At 67.8% G+C, this 13,947-nt stretch carries 16 protein-coding genes; 5 read left to right on the top strand and 11 right to left on the bottom strand.

Translation table 11 applies throughout. The features are described from left to right. Nucleotides 1–32: 32 nt before the first annotated feature. From AC1C2T_RS05745 to AC1C2T_RS05775, 7 genes are all read right to left on the bottom strand, one after another. A complete protein-coding gene (locus tag AC1C2T_RS05745; protein WP_495361209.1) occupies nt 33–731 on the bottom strand; it encodes a response regulator in 699 nt (232 codons plus the stop codon). Beyond that, complete coding sequence (locus AC1C2T_RS05750) at nt 728–3,220, bottom strand: ATP-binding protein (protein WP_495384565.1); 2,493 nt, start codon at nt 3,218–3,220, stop codon at nt 728–730. Before AC1C2T_RS05750 ends, AC1C2T_RS05745 begins: the two co-directional genes overlap by 4 nt. Nucleotides 3,221–3,234: 14 nt before the next feature. Further along, a complete protein-coding gene (gene kdpC / locus AC1C2T_RS05755) occupies nt 3,235–3,840 on the bottom strand; it encodes a potassium-transporting ATPase subunit KdpC (protein ID WP_495361207.1) in 606 nt (201 codons plus the stop codon). A 125-nt stretch (nt 3,841–3,965) separates the two neighbouring features. Then, nucleotides 3,966–6,197 (bottom strand): potassium-transporting ATPase subunit KdpB, encoded by a 2,232-nt coding sequence (gene kdpB, locus AC1C2T_RS05760; RefSeq protein ID WP_495384566.1) that lies wholly within the window; start codon nt 6,195–6,197, stop codon nt 3,966–3,968. Between the two features lies 1 nt (nt 6,198). Further along, nucleotides 6,199–7,872 carry a potassium-transporting ATPase subunit KdpA gene (gene kdpA / locus AC1C2T_RS05765; protein ID WP_495384567.1) on the bottom strand — a complete coding sequence of 558 codons (1,674 nt, stop codon included), beginning with the start codon at nt 7,870–7,872 and terminating at the stop codon, nt 6,199–6,201. Next, a complete protein-coding gene (locus AC1C2T_RS05770) occupies nt 7,872–7,961 on the bottom strand; it encodes a potassium-transporting ATPase subunit F (protein ID WP_022891167.1) in 90 nt (29 codons plus the stop codon). The genes kdpA and AC1C2T_RS05770 overlap by 1 nt, the downstream gene beginning before the upstream one ends. 436 nt (nt 7,962–8,397) lie before the next feature. Beyond that, a complete protein-coding gene (locus AC1C2T_RS05775; protein WP_495361204.1) occupies nt 8,398–8,679 on the bottom strand; it encodes a GIY-YIG nuclease family protein in 282 nt (93 codons plus the stop codon). Nucleotides 8,680–9,048: 369 nt separating this feature from the next. Between AC1C2T_RS05775 and AC1C2T_RS05780 the strand changes: the two genes are divergently transcribed. Then, nucleotides 9,049–9,444: a hypothetical protein gene (locus AC1C2T_RS05780; protein WP_495384568.1), complete on the top strand. Its 396-nt coding sequence runs from the start codon at nt 9,049–9,051 to the stop codon at nt 9,442–9,444. A 40-nt stretch (nt 9,445–9,484) separates the two neighbouring features. Here the strand turns inward: AC1C2T_RS05780 and AC1C2T_RS05785 are convergent, their stop codons facing one another. Beyond that, nucleotides 9,485–10,153 carry a potassium channel family protein gene (locus AC1C2T_RS05785; protein WP_495384569.1) on the bottom strand — a complete coding sequence of 223 codons (669 nt, stop codon included), beginning with the start codon at nt 10,151–10,153 and terminating at the stop codon, nt 9,485–9,487. After that, nucleotides 10,146–11,588, bottom strand: coding sequence for a TrkH family potassium uptake protein (locus tag AC1C2T_RS05790; RefSeq protein ID WP_495384570.1), 1,443 nt, complete (start codon nt 11,586–11,588; stop codon nt 10,146–10,148). Before AC1C2T_RS05790 ends, AC1C2T_RS05785 begins: the two co-directional genes overlap by 8 nt. A gap of 72 nt (nt 11,589–11,660) precedes the next feature. On the opposite strand from AC1C2T_RS05790, the gene AC1C2T_RS05795 reads away from it, so the two are divergent. Together AC1C2T_RS05795 and AC1C2T_RS05800 are read left to right on the top strand one after the other, a co-directional pair. Continuing rightward, on the top strand, nt 11,661–12,101 hold the full coding sequence (locus AC1C2T_RS05795; RefSeq protein WP_495361200.1) for an ArsR/SmtB family transcription factor: 441 nt from the start codon (nt 11,661–11,663) through the stop codon (nt 12,099–12,101). Between the two features lie 39 nt (nt 12,102–12,140). Continuing rightward, nucleotides 12,141–12,263, top strand: a complete 123-nt coding sequence (locus AC1C2T_RS05800) for a hypothetical protein (protein ID WP_495384571.1) — start codon at nt 12,141–12,143, stop codon at nt 12,261–12,263. Here the strand turns inward: AC1C2T_RS05800 and AC1C2T_RS05805 are convergent. Both AC1C2T_RS05805 and AC1C2T_RS05810 read right to left on the bottom strand, forming a co-directional pair. Further along, on the bottom strand, nt 12,247–12,732 hold the full coding sequence (locus tag AC1C2T_RS05805) for an anthrone oxygenase family protein (RefSeq protein WP_495384572.1): 486 nt from the start codon (nt 12,730–12,732) through the stop codon (nt 12,247–12,249). The genes AC1C2T_RS05800 and AC1C2T_RS05805 overlap by 17 nt on opposite strands. Before the next feature lie 51 nt (nt 12,733–12,783). Next, nucleotides 12,784–13,293, bottom strand: a complete 510-nt coding sequence (locus AC1C2T_RS05810; protein ID WP_495384573.1) for a GNAT family N-acetyltransferase — start codon at nt 13,291–13,293, stop codon at nt 12,784–12,786. Nucleotides 13,294–13,412: 119 nt separating this feature from the next. Here AC1C2T_RS05810 and AC1C2T_RS05815 point away from each other — a divergent pair, with 119 nt between their 5' ends. Together AC1C2T_RS05815 and AC1C2T_RS05820 are read left to right on the top strand one after the other, a co-directional pair. Then, nucleotides 13,413–13,511: a 30S ribosomal protein bS22 gene (locus tag AC1C2T_RS05815; RefSeq protein WP_003792170.1), complete on the top strand. Its 99-nt coding sequence runs from the start codon at nt 13,413–13,415 to the stop codon at nt 13,509–13,511. A 157-nt stretch (nt 13,512–13,668) separates the two neighbouring features. Further along, nucleotides 13,669–13,938, top strand: coding sequence for a glutaredoxin family protein (locus AC1C2T_RS05820; protein WP_495361196.1), 270 nt, complete (start codon nt 13,669–13,671; stop codon nt 13,936–13,938). Nucleotides 13,939–13,947 lie beyond the last annotated feature (9 nt).

Raw genomic sequence — 13,947 nt, forward strand, 5'->3', positions numbered from 1 at the left:
TCGCCAGGCTCAGCAGGCGGCCTGCGGCAGGCTCAACCAGCGGCGCCCGGCTCGAAGCGATAGCCCATGCCGGGCTCCGTGAAGAAGAAGCGCGGCTCCGACGGTGTCGGCTCCAGCTTGCGTCGCAGTTGGGCGACGTAGAGGCGCAGGTAGCCGGCGTCGTTCGCGTGGAACGGCCCCCACACCTCGCTCAGCAGCATCTGTCTGGTGAGCAGTTTGCCCGGGTTCATGAGGAACAGCTCGAGCAGGCGCCACTCCGTCGGCGTGAGGCGTACGGATGTCGCGCGCCCCGACGCATCCGTCGACCTGATGGTCTTCGCGGCGAGGTCGACGGTGAGCGCCCCGATGGTGAACGCCGCGGCATCCGCCTCGCCGGTGGTCGACCGTGCACGGGCGCGGATGCGGGCGAGCAGCTCGTCCATGGCGAAGGGCTTCGTCACATAGTCGTCGGCGCCGGCGTCGAGCGCGTCGACCTTCTCGGCCGAGTCGGTGCGGCCCGAGAGCACGAGAATCGGCACCTTCGACCACGCGCGCACGGCGCGGATCACGTCGATGCCGTCGACCTTCGGCATGCCGAGATCGAGAAGGATGAGATCAGGGTGGGCGTTCGCCGCGAGATCGATCGCCTCGGCACCGTCACGTGCGGCGATGACGTCGTAGCCGCGCGCGGCGAGCGTGATGCGGAGGGCGCGTTGCAGCTGGGCGTCGTCGTCGGCGAGGAGGATCCTCATCGCGCCTCCTCGGTGGTCGGGGCCGACGGCAGGGTGACGACCATGGTGAGGCCGCCGCCGGGGGTGTCGTCGACTTCCAGTGTGCCGTCCATTCCCTCGACGAACCCCTTCGACAGGGCGAGGCCGAGGCCGAGGCCAGAGTCGTTGTCGGTGTCGCCGAGCCGTTGGAACGGCGTGAACACCTCGTCGCGGCGTTCGGTCGGGATGCCCGGTCCGCGGTCGACGACCCGCAGTTCGGTGCGGCCCTGGAACGAGCTCGCCGCGACGCGCACACGCTCGCCGGGCGGACTGTGCCGCACGGCGTTCGCGAGCAGGTTCACGACGACCCGCTGCAGCAACACGCCGTCGGCGAGCACCGGTTCGAGCCCGTCGGCGAGATCGAGTTCGACCTCGCCGGGGCCGAGTGCGAGCTCATCGAGCGCCGGGAAGACGACGTCGGCGACCTCGGTCGGGGCGAGCATGACGGCGAGCGCGCCGGCCTGCACGCGGCTCACGTCGAGCAGGTTCGTGACGAGTTCGGCGAGGGCATCGAGGCTCTCGGACGCGGTCGCGAGCAGCTCGTCGCGCTCGGCGGCCGGCAGATCGACCTCCCTCGACTGCAGGGCGCTCACCGCGGCCGACGCCGAGGTGAGCGGTCGCCGCAGGTCGTGGCCGACCGCGGCGAGGAGCGCCGAGCGCACCCTGTCGGTCTCGGCGAGCGCCGTTGCCGCCGACGCCGCGGTAGACAGCGCGCCGTGCTCGATCGCGGCGTCGATCTGCGAGGCGATGACCTGCAGCAGGCGGCGTTCGGATGCCTCGAGGTCCTGGCCATGCAGTTCGAGCACGCCGCGTGTGCCGACCGGCACGTTCGTGACCCGGTCGTCGCGGGCCGGCTCGCCATCGGCGACCCTCGTCTCACCGTCGACGAGCAGGCGCACTCCGGTGAGGCCGAACGCCTCGCGGGTGCGAGTGACCATGGCCTGCAGGGCGTCTTCACCGCGCAGCACGCTGCCGGCGATGGAGGCGAGCAGCTGCGACTCGGCGGCTGCGCGCCGGGCGATGCGCGTGCGTCTCGCAGCCTGGTCGACGACGTAGCTCACCAGCAGGGCGTTCGCGACGTAGAAGAGTAGGGCGAGCAACTGCCGCGGGTCGTGGATCGTCAGGGTGAACCGCGGCTCGACGAACAGCGCGTTCAGGGTGATTCCCGACAGCACCGCCGCGAACAGCCCCGGCCAGATGCCACCGATGAGGGCGACGACGATGACGAGCAGTTGGAAGGCGAGCACGTCGCTCGTGATGGACGTCTCGGTGTGGAAGGTCGCGAGCAGCCAGCTGAGCAGCGGGCCGGCGACGAGCGCCACGACGAAGCCGACGACGAGCCGCTTGCGGCTGAGCGCGCCGCCGAGCTTCGGCAGCGAGATGCCGGAGCCGGCAGCCGCGTGGGTGACGATGTGCACATCGATGTCACCCGACTCTCGGATGACCGTCGCACCGATGCCCGGACTCGAGAAGGCGGCGGCGAGCCGAGACCTGCGGCTGACGCCGATCACCAGCTGCGTGGCATCCGCTGATCTCGCGAACTCGACGAGCGCTTGCGGCACATCTTCGCCGACGACCTGATGGAAGGTGCCGCCGAGCTGTTCGACGAGCGTGCGCTGCGCATCGAGGGCGCCCGGATGCCGCGCCCGCATGCCGTCGGGATTCGTGACGTGCACGGCGATGAGCACCCCGCCCGATGAGCGCGAGGCGATGCGGGCACCGCGCCGCAGGAGCGTCTCGCCCTCGGGGCCGCCGGTGAGGGCGACGACGACGCGCTCGCGCGCCTCCCACTTGCGGTCGATGCCGTGCTCGGCGCGGTAGGCCTTCAGCGCGGAGTCGACCTCGTCGGCGAGCCAAAGCAGCGCGAGCTCCCGCAGCGCGGTCAGATTGCCGAGCCGGAAGTAGTTGGAGAGTGCCGCATCGATGCGCTCGGCTGGGTAGACGAGTCCGCTCGAGAGGCGGTCGCGAAGCGCTTGCGGAGCGAGGTCGACGACTTCGATCTGGTCGGCGCCGCGCAGCACCTGGTCGGGGATCGTCTCGCGCTGCGGTACGCCGGTGATCTGCAGCACGACGTCGCCGAGCGATTCGATGTGCTGCGTGTTGACGGTCGAGATGACGTCGATGCCGGCGTCGAGCAGCTCATCGACGTCTTGCCAGCGTTTCGCGTGGCGCGAGCCGGGGGCGTTGGTGTGGGCGAACTCGTCGACGAGCGCGATCCCGGGCTTGCGCGCGAGCACGGCGTCGAGGTCCATCTCGGTGAGTGCCATGCCGCGGTGCGTCACGGTGTGGCGGGGGACGACCTCGAGTCCCTCGACCATCGAAGCCGTCGCGCGGCGCCCGTGGGTCTCCACGAACGCCACGACGACGTCGTTGCCCTCGGCGGCGAGACGCTTGCCCTCTTCGAGCATCGTGTACGTCTTGCCGACGCCGGGAGCGGCGCCGAGGAGCACTCGCAACCGCCCCCGTCTCATGCGTTCAGCCCTCCTCAGCCGAGCTCGGCTAGCGCGAGGTTCAGCTGCAGCACGTTCACGGTCGGTTCGCCCAGGTAACCGAGGTCCCGTGCCTGAATCCTAGACTCCACGAGCGCCTCGACGTCGGCTTCGGTGAGGTCGCGCGCCTCGGCCACGCGCGCCACCTGGAGGCGGGCGTACTCCGGGCTGATGTGCGGGTCGAGACCCGAGGCCGAGGCGGTCACCGCGTCGGCAGGGACATCCGCTTCGGAGACTCCGTTGAACGCGGCGATCTGGGCCTTTCGGTCGCCGATCGCGGCGATCAGGTCGGCGTTCTCGGGTCCCCAGTTGCTGCCGCTCGAGGCGCCACCGTCGTAGCCGTCACCGGCGGCCGACGGACGCGACTGGAACCATTCGGGCAGAGGCTCGCCGTCGGCATCCGCGAAGGACTGGCCGATCAGGCTCGAGCCGACGACTTCACCGTCGACTGTGACTTGCGAGCCGTTCGCCTGTGCCGGCAGTACGAGCTGGCCGATGCCCGTGACGACGAGCGTGTAGGCCACGCCGAGCACGGCGGTGAAGATGAGCATCGCGCGAACCGCCACCCAGTGGGTGCGGACCGTGGTGCGAGTGGAGCTCATGGTGTTGTCCTTTCGAAGTTCTCGCTGGTCGAGTGGGCCCGCGGGGCCGTATCGAGACCGAGTGCCGGGCCTCGATACGCTCGCTGCGCTCGCTACTCGACCAGCGGATGGGTTGGAACCCGGGCCTAGAACCCGGGAATGAGGCTGACGACGAGGTCGATCAGCTTGATGCCGATGAAGGGGGCGATGATGCCGCCGAGGCCGTAGATCAGCAGGTTGCGGCTCAGGATCGCGGAGGCTCCGCCCGGCTTGTACTTCACGCCGCGCAGCGCGAGTGGGATGAGCACCACGATCACGAGGGCGTTGAAGATGATCGCCGACAGGATGGCCGAGGCGGGGGAGTGCAGTTGCATGATGTTCAGCACCGCGAGCCCCGGGAAGATCCCGGCGAACATCGCCGGGATGATCGCGAAGTACTTCGCGAGGTCGTTGGCGATCGAGAACGTCGTGAGTGCGCCGCGGGTGATGAGCAATTGCTTGCCGATGCGCACGATCTCGATGAGCTTCGTCGGGTCGGAGTCGAGGTCGACCATGTTGCCGGCCTCTTTCGCGGCCGACGTGCCCGTGTTCATCGCCACACCGACGTCGGCCTGCGCGAGCGCAGGGGCGTCGTTCGTGCCGTCGCCGGTCATCGCGACGAGGTTGCCGCCCGCTTGCTCCCGCTTGATGAGCGCCATCTTGTCTTCGGGGGTGGCTTCTGCGAGGTAGTCGTCGACGCCGGCCTCGGCCGCGATGGCCTTCGCGGTGAGCGGGTTGTCACCCGTGATCATCACGGTGCGGATGCCCATCGCACGGAGCTCGGCGAACCGTTCGGTGAGCCCGTCCTTGACGATGTCCTTGAGGTGCACGACGCCCAGGATGCGCGCCTCGCCGTCTTCTCCGTTCGGTCCCTGAGCCTGTCGAAGGGCGACGACGAGCGGGGTACCGCCACTGTTCGAGATCGCCTCGACGCGCTGCTCCAGCTCATCGAGGGTTGTCAAGGGAATGCGACCGGATGCCTCGACCCAGGCGATCACCGCGGAGCCGGCGCCTTTGCGGATGCTCGACCCGTCGGGCAGGTCGAGCCCCGACATGCGGGTCTGCGCCGTGAACGGCACGACCTCGCCTGCTGTGTTCCCTGCGCCTGTCGAAGGGTCGAAGCGGATGCCGCGCTCCGCCGCGAGCTCGACGATCGACGAACCCTCGGGGGTCGGGTCGGCGAGCGACGACAGCGCCGCCGAACGCTCCAGTTCGGAGATCGGCACGCCCGGCATCGGCACGAACTCGCTGGCACGACGGTTGCCGTACGTGATCGTGCCGGTCTTGTCGAGCAGGAGCGTCGTCACGTCGCCGGCCGCTTCGACGGCACGGCCCGACATCGCGAGCACGTTGCGCTGCACGAGCCGGTCCATGCCGGCGATGCCGATCGCCGAGAGCAGTGCGCCGATCGTCGTCGGGATCAGGCAGACGAGCAGGGCGACGAGCACCGGGATCGAGGCCGTGGTCGCCGCGTACGAGGCGATCGGGTTGAGCGTGAGCGTGACGACCACGAAGATGATCGACAGGCTCGCGAGCAGGATGTTCAGCGCGATCTCGTTCGGCGTCTTCTGGCGTGAGGCGCCCTCGACGAGCGCGATCATGCGGTCGACGAAGGTTTCGCCCGGCTTCGAGGTGATGCGCACGACGATGCGGTCTGAGAGCACCCGGGTGCCACCCGTGACAGCCGAGCGGTCCCCTCCTGATTCACGCACGACCGGCGCCGACTCACCCGTGATGGCGGACTCGTCGACGGAGGCGATGCCCCAGACGATGTCGCCGTCGCCCGGGATCAGCTCGCCCGCCGTCACGACGACCGTGTCGCCGAGCGTGAGGTCGGCCGAGGAGACGTCGCTGATCGAGGCGCGCTCTGCCGAGGCATCCGTCGCCGCGTCGTAGTTCGAGATGAGTCGCGCGGTCGTCGACGTGCGGGTCTGCCGCAGTGTGTCGGCCTGCGCCTTGCCGCGGCCCTCGGCGACCGACTCCGCGAGATTCGCGAAGAGCACGGTGAGCCAGAGCCAGACGGCGATGCCCCAGGTGAAGGTGAGCGGCACGGCGGTGCCGCCCGAAGATCCCGGCCCGCCGAGCAGCGGCTCGGCGATCGCGAGCACCGTGGTGAGGGCGGCGCCCACCTCGACGATGAACATGACGGGGTTCCGCCACATCTGACGAGGGTCCAGCTTGCGGAACGCGCCGGGCACGGCGGCGAGCAACTGGGCCGCACTGAACGCGCCCTTCGGCTTGTCGCTCGCTGAGCTCGTTGAGCTTGCCGAAGCGGTTCCATCGACGGGCTCAGGCCCTTCGACGGGCTCAGGGAACGTCGGGGAGGTGATGGTGGACATGTCAGTTCAGCCCTTCCGCCAGGGGACCCAGCGTGAGAACGGGGAAGAAGGTGAGGGCGGTCACGATGACCGTCACACCGACCAGGAGGCCGACGAACTGCGGCCGGTGGGTGGGGAGGGTGCCGGCGGTCGCGGGCACCCTGTCCTGTGCCGCGAGGGATCCGGCGAGGGCGAGCACGAATACGATCGGGATGAACCGGCCGAGCAGCATCGCGACACCGAGCGCCGTGTTGAACCAGGGCGTGTTCGCCGTGAGTCCGGCGAAGGCCGAGCCGTTGTTGTTCGAGGCGCTCGTGAAGGCGTAGAGCACTTCGCTCATGCCGTGGATGCCCGGGTTCCAGATCGACGTCGCTTCGACGTCGGCCCGGATCGCGGGGATCGCGAACGAGAGTGCGGTGCCCACGAGCACGAGCGTCGGCGTGACGAGGATGTAGAGACTCGCGAGCTTGATCTCGCGCGGGCCGATCTTCTTGCCGAGATACTCGGGTGTGCGGCCGACGAGCAAGCCCGCGATGAACACGGTGATGACCGCGAGCATGAGCATGCCGTAGAGACCCGAACCGACGCCGCCGGGGGCGACCTCGCCGAGCATCATGTTGAGCATCGGCATCATGCCGCCGATCGCGGTGAACGAGTCGTGCATCGAGTTGACGGCGCCCGTCGAGGTGAGTGTCGAGGTCGAACCGAACAGCGTGGAACCGAAGATGCCGAAGCGTGCTTCCTTACCCTCGAGTGCGCCGCCGGCGAGTTCGGGGGCAGTGCCGTTACCGGCCGCCTCGAGCGCGCTGAGTGCGGTGAGCGAGACCACGAAGAGCGTCGCCATGACCGCGAGGATCGCGTAGCCCTGCTTGTTCGAGCCGACCATCCTGCCGAAGGTGCGCGGCAGCGCGAATGGGATCGCGAGCATGAGCACGTTCTGGAAGAGGCTCGTCCAGGCGGTCGGGTTCTCGAACGGGTGGGCGGAGTTCACGTTGAAGAAGCCGCCGCCGTTGGTGCCGAGCAGCTTGATGACCTCTTGCGAGGCGACCGGGCCACCGGGCAGGTTCTGCGGGTTGCCGGCGAGTGTCGTGATCTCGGTGAAGCCGTTGAAGTTCGCCGCGACGCCGCCGATGACGAGCACGATCGCGCCGACCACCGAGAGCGGCAGCAGCAGGCGGAACGAGCCACGGAACAGATCGACCCAGAAGTTGCCGATCGTGCCCGAGCCGCGACGGGCGAAGCCCCGTACGAGGGCGATCGCCACGGCGATGCCGACGGCGGCCGAAACGAAGTTCTGCACCGCGAGGCCGGCGAGCTGCACGGTGTAGCCCATCGTGAGCTCGGGAGAGTACGACTGCCAGTTCGTGTTCGCGACGAACGACGCCGCGGTGTTGAACGACAGGCCCTCGGGAACGGCTGGCAGGCCGAGCGAGTACGGCAGCACGGCCTGGGCGCGCTGCAGCATGTAGACGAACAACAGTCCGATGACCGAGAACGCGAGCACGCCGCGGAGGTATGCGGGCCACGACTGCTCGGCACGCGGGTCGATGCCGATGAGGCGGTAGAGGCCTCGTTCGACCTTCCAGTCGCGGTCGCTCGAGTAGAGGCGCGCCATGTAGTCGCCGAGTGGGCGGTAGATGAGAGCGAGGATCAGGGCGAGGGTGGCCGCCTGCAGCACGGCGAACAGCACGGCCATCAGAACCGCTCAGGTTTCACGAGGGCGTACACGAGGTACACCACAGCGGCGACACCCAACGCGGCAGCGAGGAGTTCGAAGAAGATCACAGCTTCTCGACCCCCCTGGCGATGAGGCCGACGAGTACGAACACGGCGATGATGCCGAGAAGGTAGACGACGTCGAGCACGAAGACTCCAGGTTCGGGAGTTCCGCGTGCCGCGGGCGCGGCGTGCGGGCAGGTTTCGACAAGCTCAACCGGCAGAGACGATGCAACACCCGAGCGGATGCCGCGGGGCCGATCCTCATGGATCCCTAACGCCCGCCCGCGGCATCCCTACACTCCCCTCACGCCCGTCGTGCGGGTTGAGCCTGTCGAAGCCCATGTTCTGCGGGTTGAGCCTGTCGAAACCCACGTCGTGTGGGCTGAGCCTGTCGAAACCCATGTTCTGTGGGTTGAGCCTGTCGAAACCCATGTTCTGTGGGTTGAGCCTGTCGAAACCTGACGTTGTGTTCTGCGGGTTGAGCCTGTCGAAACCCAGACCCTCAGCCCTCTCGCCGACGACTCAACCCAGGCAGATCGTCCATCCGTCCGTCGATGAGCGCACGTCGCTTCGCCCGGCTCCACCCTTGCACCTGCTTCTCACGCGCATAGGCCTCGTGCATGTGCGCCCATTCTTCGACGTAGGCCAATCGCACGGGAAGGCGCGTGCTCGTGTACGACGGCACTACGCCGGCGGTGTGCTGCTCGAGCCGGTGCTCGAGACCACGAGTGCTGCCGACGTAGTAGCTGGCGTCGGCGCACTCGAGGATGTACATGAAAGGCATGGCCCGATGGTGTCATCCGAGGCGAGTCGATTCGATCGGCGAGTGCGCACCGGTGGGGGACGCGCCGTCGAATACTGGTGTTGAGGCGTGATGGGTTTCGGCGGGCTCAACCCGCAGACTGTGGTTTCGGCAGGCTCAACCCGCAGACTGTGGTTTCGGCGGGCTCAACCCGCAGACTGTGGTTTCGGCAGGCTCAACCCGCAGAGTGTGGTTTCGGCAGGCTCAACCCGCAGAACATGGGTTTCGACAGGCTCAACCCGCAGAACATGGGTTTCGGCAGGGTCAACCCGCAGAGTGTGGGTTTCGGCAGGCTCAACCCGCAGAACCGAGCTGCGGGATCAGCCTGCTCCGGAGCAGTAGCGTTGCCTCATGAGTGCTGCAGAAGTCGTCTCGCTCATCGTCGAGGTGATCGGATGGTTCGCGCTCGCCGGGGGGCTGGTCTTCTTGCTGCTCGCCCTGCTCATCCGCCTCGCCGATGGGCGCTGGCTGCGCACCGAGGCGGTCGTCGTCGACGGCGATGAGGGCAGTGTCGTACGGTGGTTCACCGACGACGGCTTCCAGTCGCGGACGCTCAGCGCCGAGGAGCGGGCGCACGTGACCCGCCCAGACGAGGAGCCGGCCTACTACAAGGAGCGGGAGCCGTATCGGCTGCGACTCCACGAGCCGCCGACGGGTCGCCGGGTGCTCCGCATCGTCGGAATCGTGCTCATCGGCATCGCCGCGCTCGCCGCGGTCATCGGCCTCGTGCTGATGTTCGTCGGCTGACGAGCGGCCCGAGGCGGGGCATCCCGGTCGTCGCCTCGAGCTATTCCAGCGCTGCGAACCGCTCGATGTCGCCTTCGGTACCCGACACGATGATGAGGTCGTGGTTGGAGACCACGGTGTTCTCGGTCGCGTACGTGAACGGCTTTCCGGGACTCTTCACGCCGACGACCGTCACCCGGTGCTTCGAACGCACACCCGACTCGGTGAGGTTCTTGCCGCGGATCGGTTTCGGCGGGTACATCTTCACGAGCGCGAAGTCGTCGTCGAACTCGATGAAGTCGAGCATGCGCCCGCTCACGAGATGCGCCGTGCGTTCGCCCGCTTCGCGCTCGGGATAGATCACATGGCTCGCGCCGATGCGCTGCAGGATCTTGCCGTGCGAGGCCGAGATCGCCTTCGCCCAGATCTGCGGGATCTTCAGGTCGACGAGGTTCGCCGTGATGAGCACGGATGCCTCGATCGACGACCCGACCGCGCACACCGCGATCGAGAAGTCCTGCGCGCCGATCTGCTTCAGCGCATCGATCGACCTCGCATCGGCGACGACGGCGTGCGTCACCCGCTCCGACCACTTCTGCACGAGCGCTTCGCTCTCGTCGACGGCGAGCACCTCGCGGCCGAGCCGGTCGAGCTGGCCCGCGGTGGCGGCTCCGAACCGGCCGAGGCCGATCACGAGCACTGGGGCGTCGTGCCTGATTCGATCAACCAACGATGGGCCTCTCTTCCGGACGCTTGAACAACTGCCGGCGCTGGCTCGCCGCCAGGGCTGCGGCGAGTGTCACTGTACCAACCCGCCCCATGAACATCGTGGCCGCCATGACGTAAACGCCCTCTGGCGGCAGCTCGGCCGTGAGCCCGGTCGACAGGCCGCACGTGGCGAACGCCGAGATGACGTCGAACAGTACGTAGTCGAACGGCTGCTTCGTGATCTGCAGGATCGCGATCGAGGAGACGGCCACGATCGTCGCACCCCAGAGCACGACGCTGACCGACAATCGCAGCATGTCGCGCGGGATGCGCCGGCCGAACGCCTCCATCGAGGGCGCGCCCCTCGCCTCGGCGAATGCGGCGAGGAAGAGCACGGCGAGCGTCGTGACCTTGATGCCGCCGGCGGTCGATGCCGATCCGCCACCGATGAACATGAGCATGTCGGAGACGAGCAGGCTCGACCCGTTGAGGTCGTGCATGTTGATCGTCGAGAATCCGCCCGATCTCGTCATCATCGACATGAAGAACGATTGGAAGACCGTCGGTCCGGCGTCGAGCTGCCCGTAGGTCTTGGGATTGCCGTATTCGAGCAGTAGGAACATCGCTGCGCCCAGCACGAAGAGGATCGTGGTCGTCGTGAGCGTGAGCTTGACGTGCACGCTCCAACGATGCGGATGCCGCCAGGCCCGGGCCAGCGCGAAGATCACGGGGAACCCGAGGCTGCCGAGGAAGACGCCCAGCATCAGGAGCGATTGGAACCAGTAGTCGCCGATGAGCGGATCGAGACCGCCGGGGTTCGGGTTGAACCCCGTGTTCGTGAACGCCATGGCCGAGTAGTAGAAGCTGTACCAGAACGAGTGCCAGGCGTCGTATCCCGCAGCGAGCATGCTCGGGATCATGCCGATTGCGATCATCACTTCGATGACGAAGGCGCTGATGGCGACCGTCGCGAGCAGCCCGCCGACCTCGCCGAGGCGCACGGCCTGCCGTTCGGAGACCGGGCCGACGTGGATGCGCGACGGGTTCGAGTCGCTCGCGGCGATGAGCTTGGCCCGGAGGCCCAGCCGCCGAGAGATGACGAGGCCGAGGATCGACGCGAGGGTCAGCACGCCGACGCCGCCGATGTTGACGCCGATGAACACGAGTGCGTTGCCGAACGGCGACCAGTGCGTGGCCATGTCGACGGTCGTGAGGCCCGTGACGCAGATGACCGACACCGCGGTGAACACGGCATCGTGCAACGGCGTGATCTGGCGGTCGGCGCTCGCGATCGGGAGCGAGAACAACACGGTGAACACGACGATGAGGGCCGCGAAGATGAGAATCGCGAATCGCGACGGGGAGTGCTTCATGAGCCCGTCGACCGCGTCGCGTACCTTGCCGAGAGCAGACCGGCGGTCGACACGACCAAGACGGCCTATCGGCTGTGCGCGCATCAAGCCCCCTCTGTGCCGTCACCGAACGCGTGAGTCATGGTACTCCCCGCCGTGAGTGACTAGCCTTGGGGCATGGCGGACATCTTCGACGTGGTGGCGGACTCGACGCGGCGCGACATCCTCGCCGTTCTCCTCGAGCGCGAAGGCGCGGTGCCATCTTCGGGCGGCGAGATCAGTGTGTCCGAGATCGTGACCGCGCTCGGCGCGAGTCAGCCGACGGTTTCCAAGCACCTGAAGGTGCTGCGCGAGTCGGGTCTCGTGGCGGTGCGCGAAGAGGGCCAGCACCGGTACTACAAGCTCGACCGCACGCCGCTGGAGGCACTCGAAGACTGGCTGATTCCATTCGTGTCGACGGATGCCGCGGCTGACGCTGCCACACTCGCGGGCGTCGGGGCGCACGACGACGAGCCGCTGAACACCGAGCAGTTCGCGTTCGCGGCCGCCATCGGCAAGGCGTTCGCCGAGACCGCTCACCAGGTCACCGCGGTCGTCGGCCCGAAGAAGCGCCGCTGAGGCGCACGCGGGTTGAGCTCGTCGAAACCCGCCTGCTGAGTGGGTTTCGACAAGCTCAACCCGCAGAAGCTCAACCCGCAGAAGCTCGACCCGCAGAAGCTCGACCCGCACAAGCTCGACCCGCAGAAGCTCGACCCGCAGAAGCTCATCCTGCGGGGGTGAGGGCCAGCACGAACGCGAGGCATGCGGCCGTCGCGGTGAACGTGCGCACGTGATTCCACGCGAGCCACCCGGGGCGGAACGCCTGCCATGCCGCCGCGAGCGCCGCGGCATCCGTGTGGGATGGCGCAGCAAGCCGGTTGTTGCGGGGCACGTTCGCGCCGCCCGTGACGCCCACGACGCCGACGAGGTAGAGGGCAGCGCCGGCGATCGACCACCACGCGGTGCCCTCGGGCTCACTGAGGAAGGCGAGCACGGCGAGCACCGCCGCGACGAGGGCTGTGCCGAAGATCGCGAGCATGAGCGGGGCCCGCACCGCGGTCACGTTGATCTCGCGCATGGCCCTCGCGGCATCTGCAGCTGGCAAGCGGCCGATACCCTGCGTGACGAACCCCGAGAACGCGAAGAAGACGCCGGCGACGAGGCCGGTGCCGACGATCGCGATGATGAGCAAGATGTCGACGAATTCCATGTCGTCAGTCTGCCGTAGTGGATTTCGGCAGGCTCAACCTGCAGGCGGGCGTCATCGCAGCGGCTTGATCATCTCGAGCTCGAGACCGCCGGGCTCCAGATCGTATTCGCGGCTGCGGCCGGTACGAGTGAACCCGAGCTTCTCGTAGAACCGGATCGCCCTGGGGTTGTCTTCGTGCACCTCGAGCCGAAGGGTGTCGCTGAAGCCGCGCGCCCAGTCCTCGACCGCGTCGAGGAGCTGGCGTGAGACGCCAGCGGCGTCGCCCCGGTGGTCGGGAGCGACGTACACGCCGACGAGCAACGGACCCGATGTGGCATCCGGAATGTAGCCGCCCATGTGCCCGATCCAGCGCTCGCCGTCGATCGCGACGATCGAAGTCTGGCCCGCCGTCGTGCCCCGGGCACCGCGAAGCCGCCAGACCGACTCCTCGACGTCGAGGGCCGACGCGAGCGTCTCGCCGTAGGCCAACGGGTAGTCGCGCAGCATCTCGAGACGCAGCGCTCGCACGGCCTGCCAGTCGGATTCCCGGGTGGTGCGAATGACGATGTCGTGGTGCGGCATCCCTCGACGCTAACTCATCGGGCGAGGGCGGCCGCGCGGATCCGGTAGACTACCCCCGAGGCTTTCTGGCCACCGGCCGCGGCACGCGCGACCGAATTGATCTTTTCTGTGAGGTTCTGATGGGTTCCGTCATCAAGAAGCGCCGCAAGCGCATGGCGAAGAAGAAGCACCGCAAACTGCTTCGCAAGACGCGTCACCAGCGTCGCAACAAGAAGTAGTCCTTCGCAATACAGGCTGAGCGTCAGGCCCGAGGCCTGGCGCTTTTCGCTGTACCCGGAGGGAGCTCGCTGAGCTTGTCGTTCGCTGAGCTTGTCGAAGCGCACGCTCCCTTCGACAAGCTCAGGGAACAGAGTCGGGTGGCCATACGATCGAAGCATGGCTCGCGACATCCAACTCACGCTCATCGGCAAGCCCGGCTGCCACCTGTGCGACGACGCACGAGTGGTCGTGCAGGGCGTGATGGCCGAGATCGAGCCAATGGATGCCGCGTCCCGCATCAACCTCGATGAGCTTTCCATTCTCGACGACGAGGGGTTGCGGGCCCGGTACGCCGAGGACATCCCGGTGCTGCTCATCGACGGCGTCGTGCACAACTACTGGCACATCGACCCGGTGCGACTGAAGACGGCGCTGCTCGCGGACTGAACAGCCCCT

The organism is Agromyces sp. Y558 (assembly GCF_059445415.1).

Bases quoted from the DNA above. Each gene is read 5' to 3' on its own strand.
- AC1C2T_RS05810 (WP_495384573.1), bottom strand. From the start codon at position 13,293: ATGCCGCACCACGACATCGTCATTCGCACCACCCGGGAATCCGACTGG.
- AC1C2T_RS05795 (WP_495361200.1), top strand. From the start codon at position 11,661: ATGGCGGACATCTTCGACGTGGTGGCGGACTCGACGCGGCGCGACATC.
- AC1C2T_RS05745 (WP_495361209.1), bottom strand. From the start codon at position 731: ATGAGGATCCTCCTCGCCGACGACGACGCCCAGCTGCAACGCGCCCTC.
- AC1C2T_RS05790 (WP_495384570.1), bottom strand. From the start codon at position 11,588: ATGCGCGCACAGCCGATAGGCCGTCTTGGTCGTGTCGACCGCCGGTCT.
- AC1C2T_RS05780 (WP_495384568.1), top strand. From the start codon at position 9,049: ATGAGTGCTGCAGAAGTCGTCTCGCTCATCGTCGAGGTGATCGGATGG.
- AC1C2T_RS05805 (WP_495384572.1), bottom strand. From the start codon at position 12,732: ATGGAATTCGTCGACATCTTGCTCATCATCGCGATCGTCGGCACCGGC.
- kdpC (WP_495361207.1), bottom strand. From the start codon at position 3,840: ATGAGCTCCACTCGCACCACGGTCCGCACCCACTGGGTGGCGGTTCGC.
- AC1C2T_RS05750 (WP_495384565.1), bottom strand. From the start codon at position 3,220: ATGAGACGGGGGCGGTTGCGAGTGCTCCTCGGCGCCGCTCCCGGCGTC.
- kdpA (WP_495384567.1), bottom strand. From the start codon at position 7,872: ATGGCCGTGCTGTTCGCCGTGCTGCAGGCGGCCACCCTCGCCCTGATC.
- AC1C2T_RS05815 (WP_003792170.1), top strand. From the start codon at position 13,413: ATGGGTTCCGTCATCAAGAAGCGCCGCAAGCGCATGGCGAAGAAGAAG.
- AC1C2T_RS05820 (WP_495361196.1), top strand. From the start codon at position 13,669: ATGGCTCGCGACATCCAACTCACGCTCATCGGCAAGCCCGGCTGCCAC.
- AC1C2T_RS05775 (WP_495361204.1), bottom strand. From the start codon at position 8,679: ATGCCTTTCATGTACATCCTCGAGTGCGCCGACGCCAGCTACTACGTC.
- kdpB (WP_495384566.1), bottom strand. From the start codon at position 6,197: ATGTCCACCATCACCTCCCCGACGTTCCCTGAGCCCGTCGAAGGGCCT.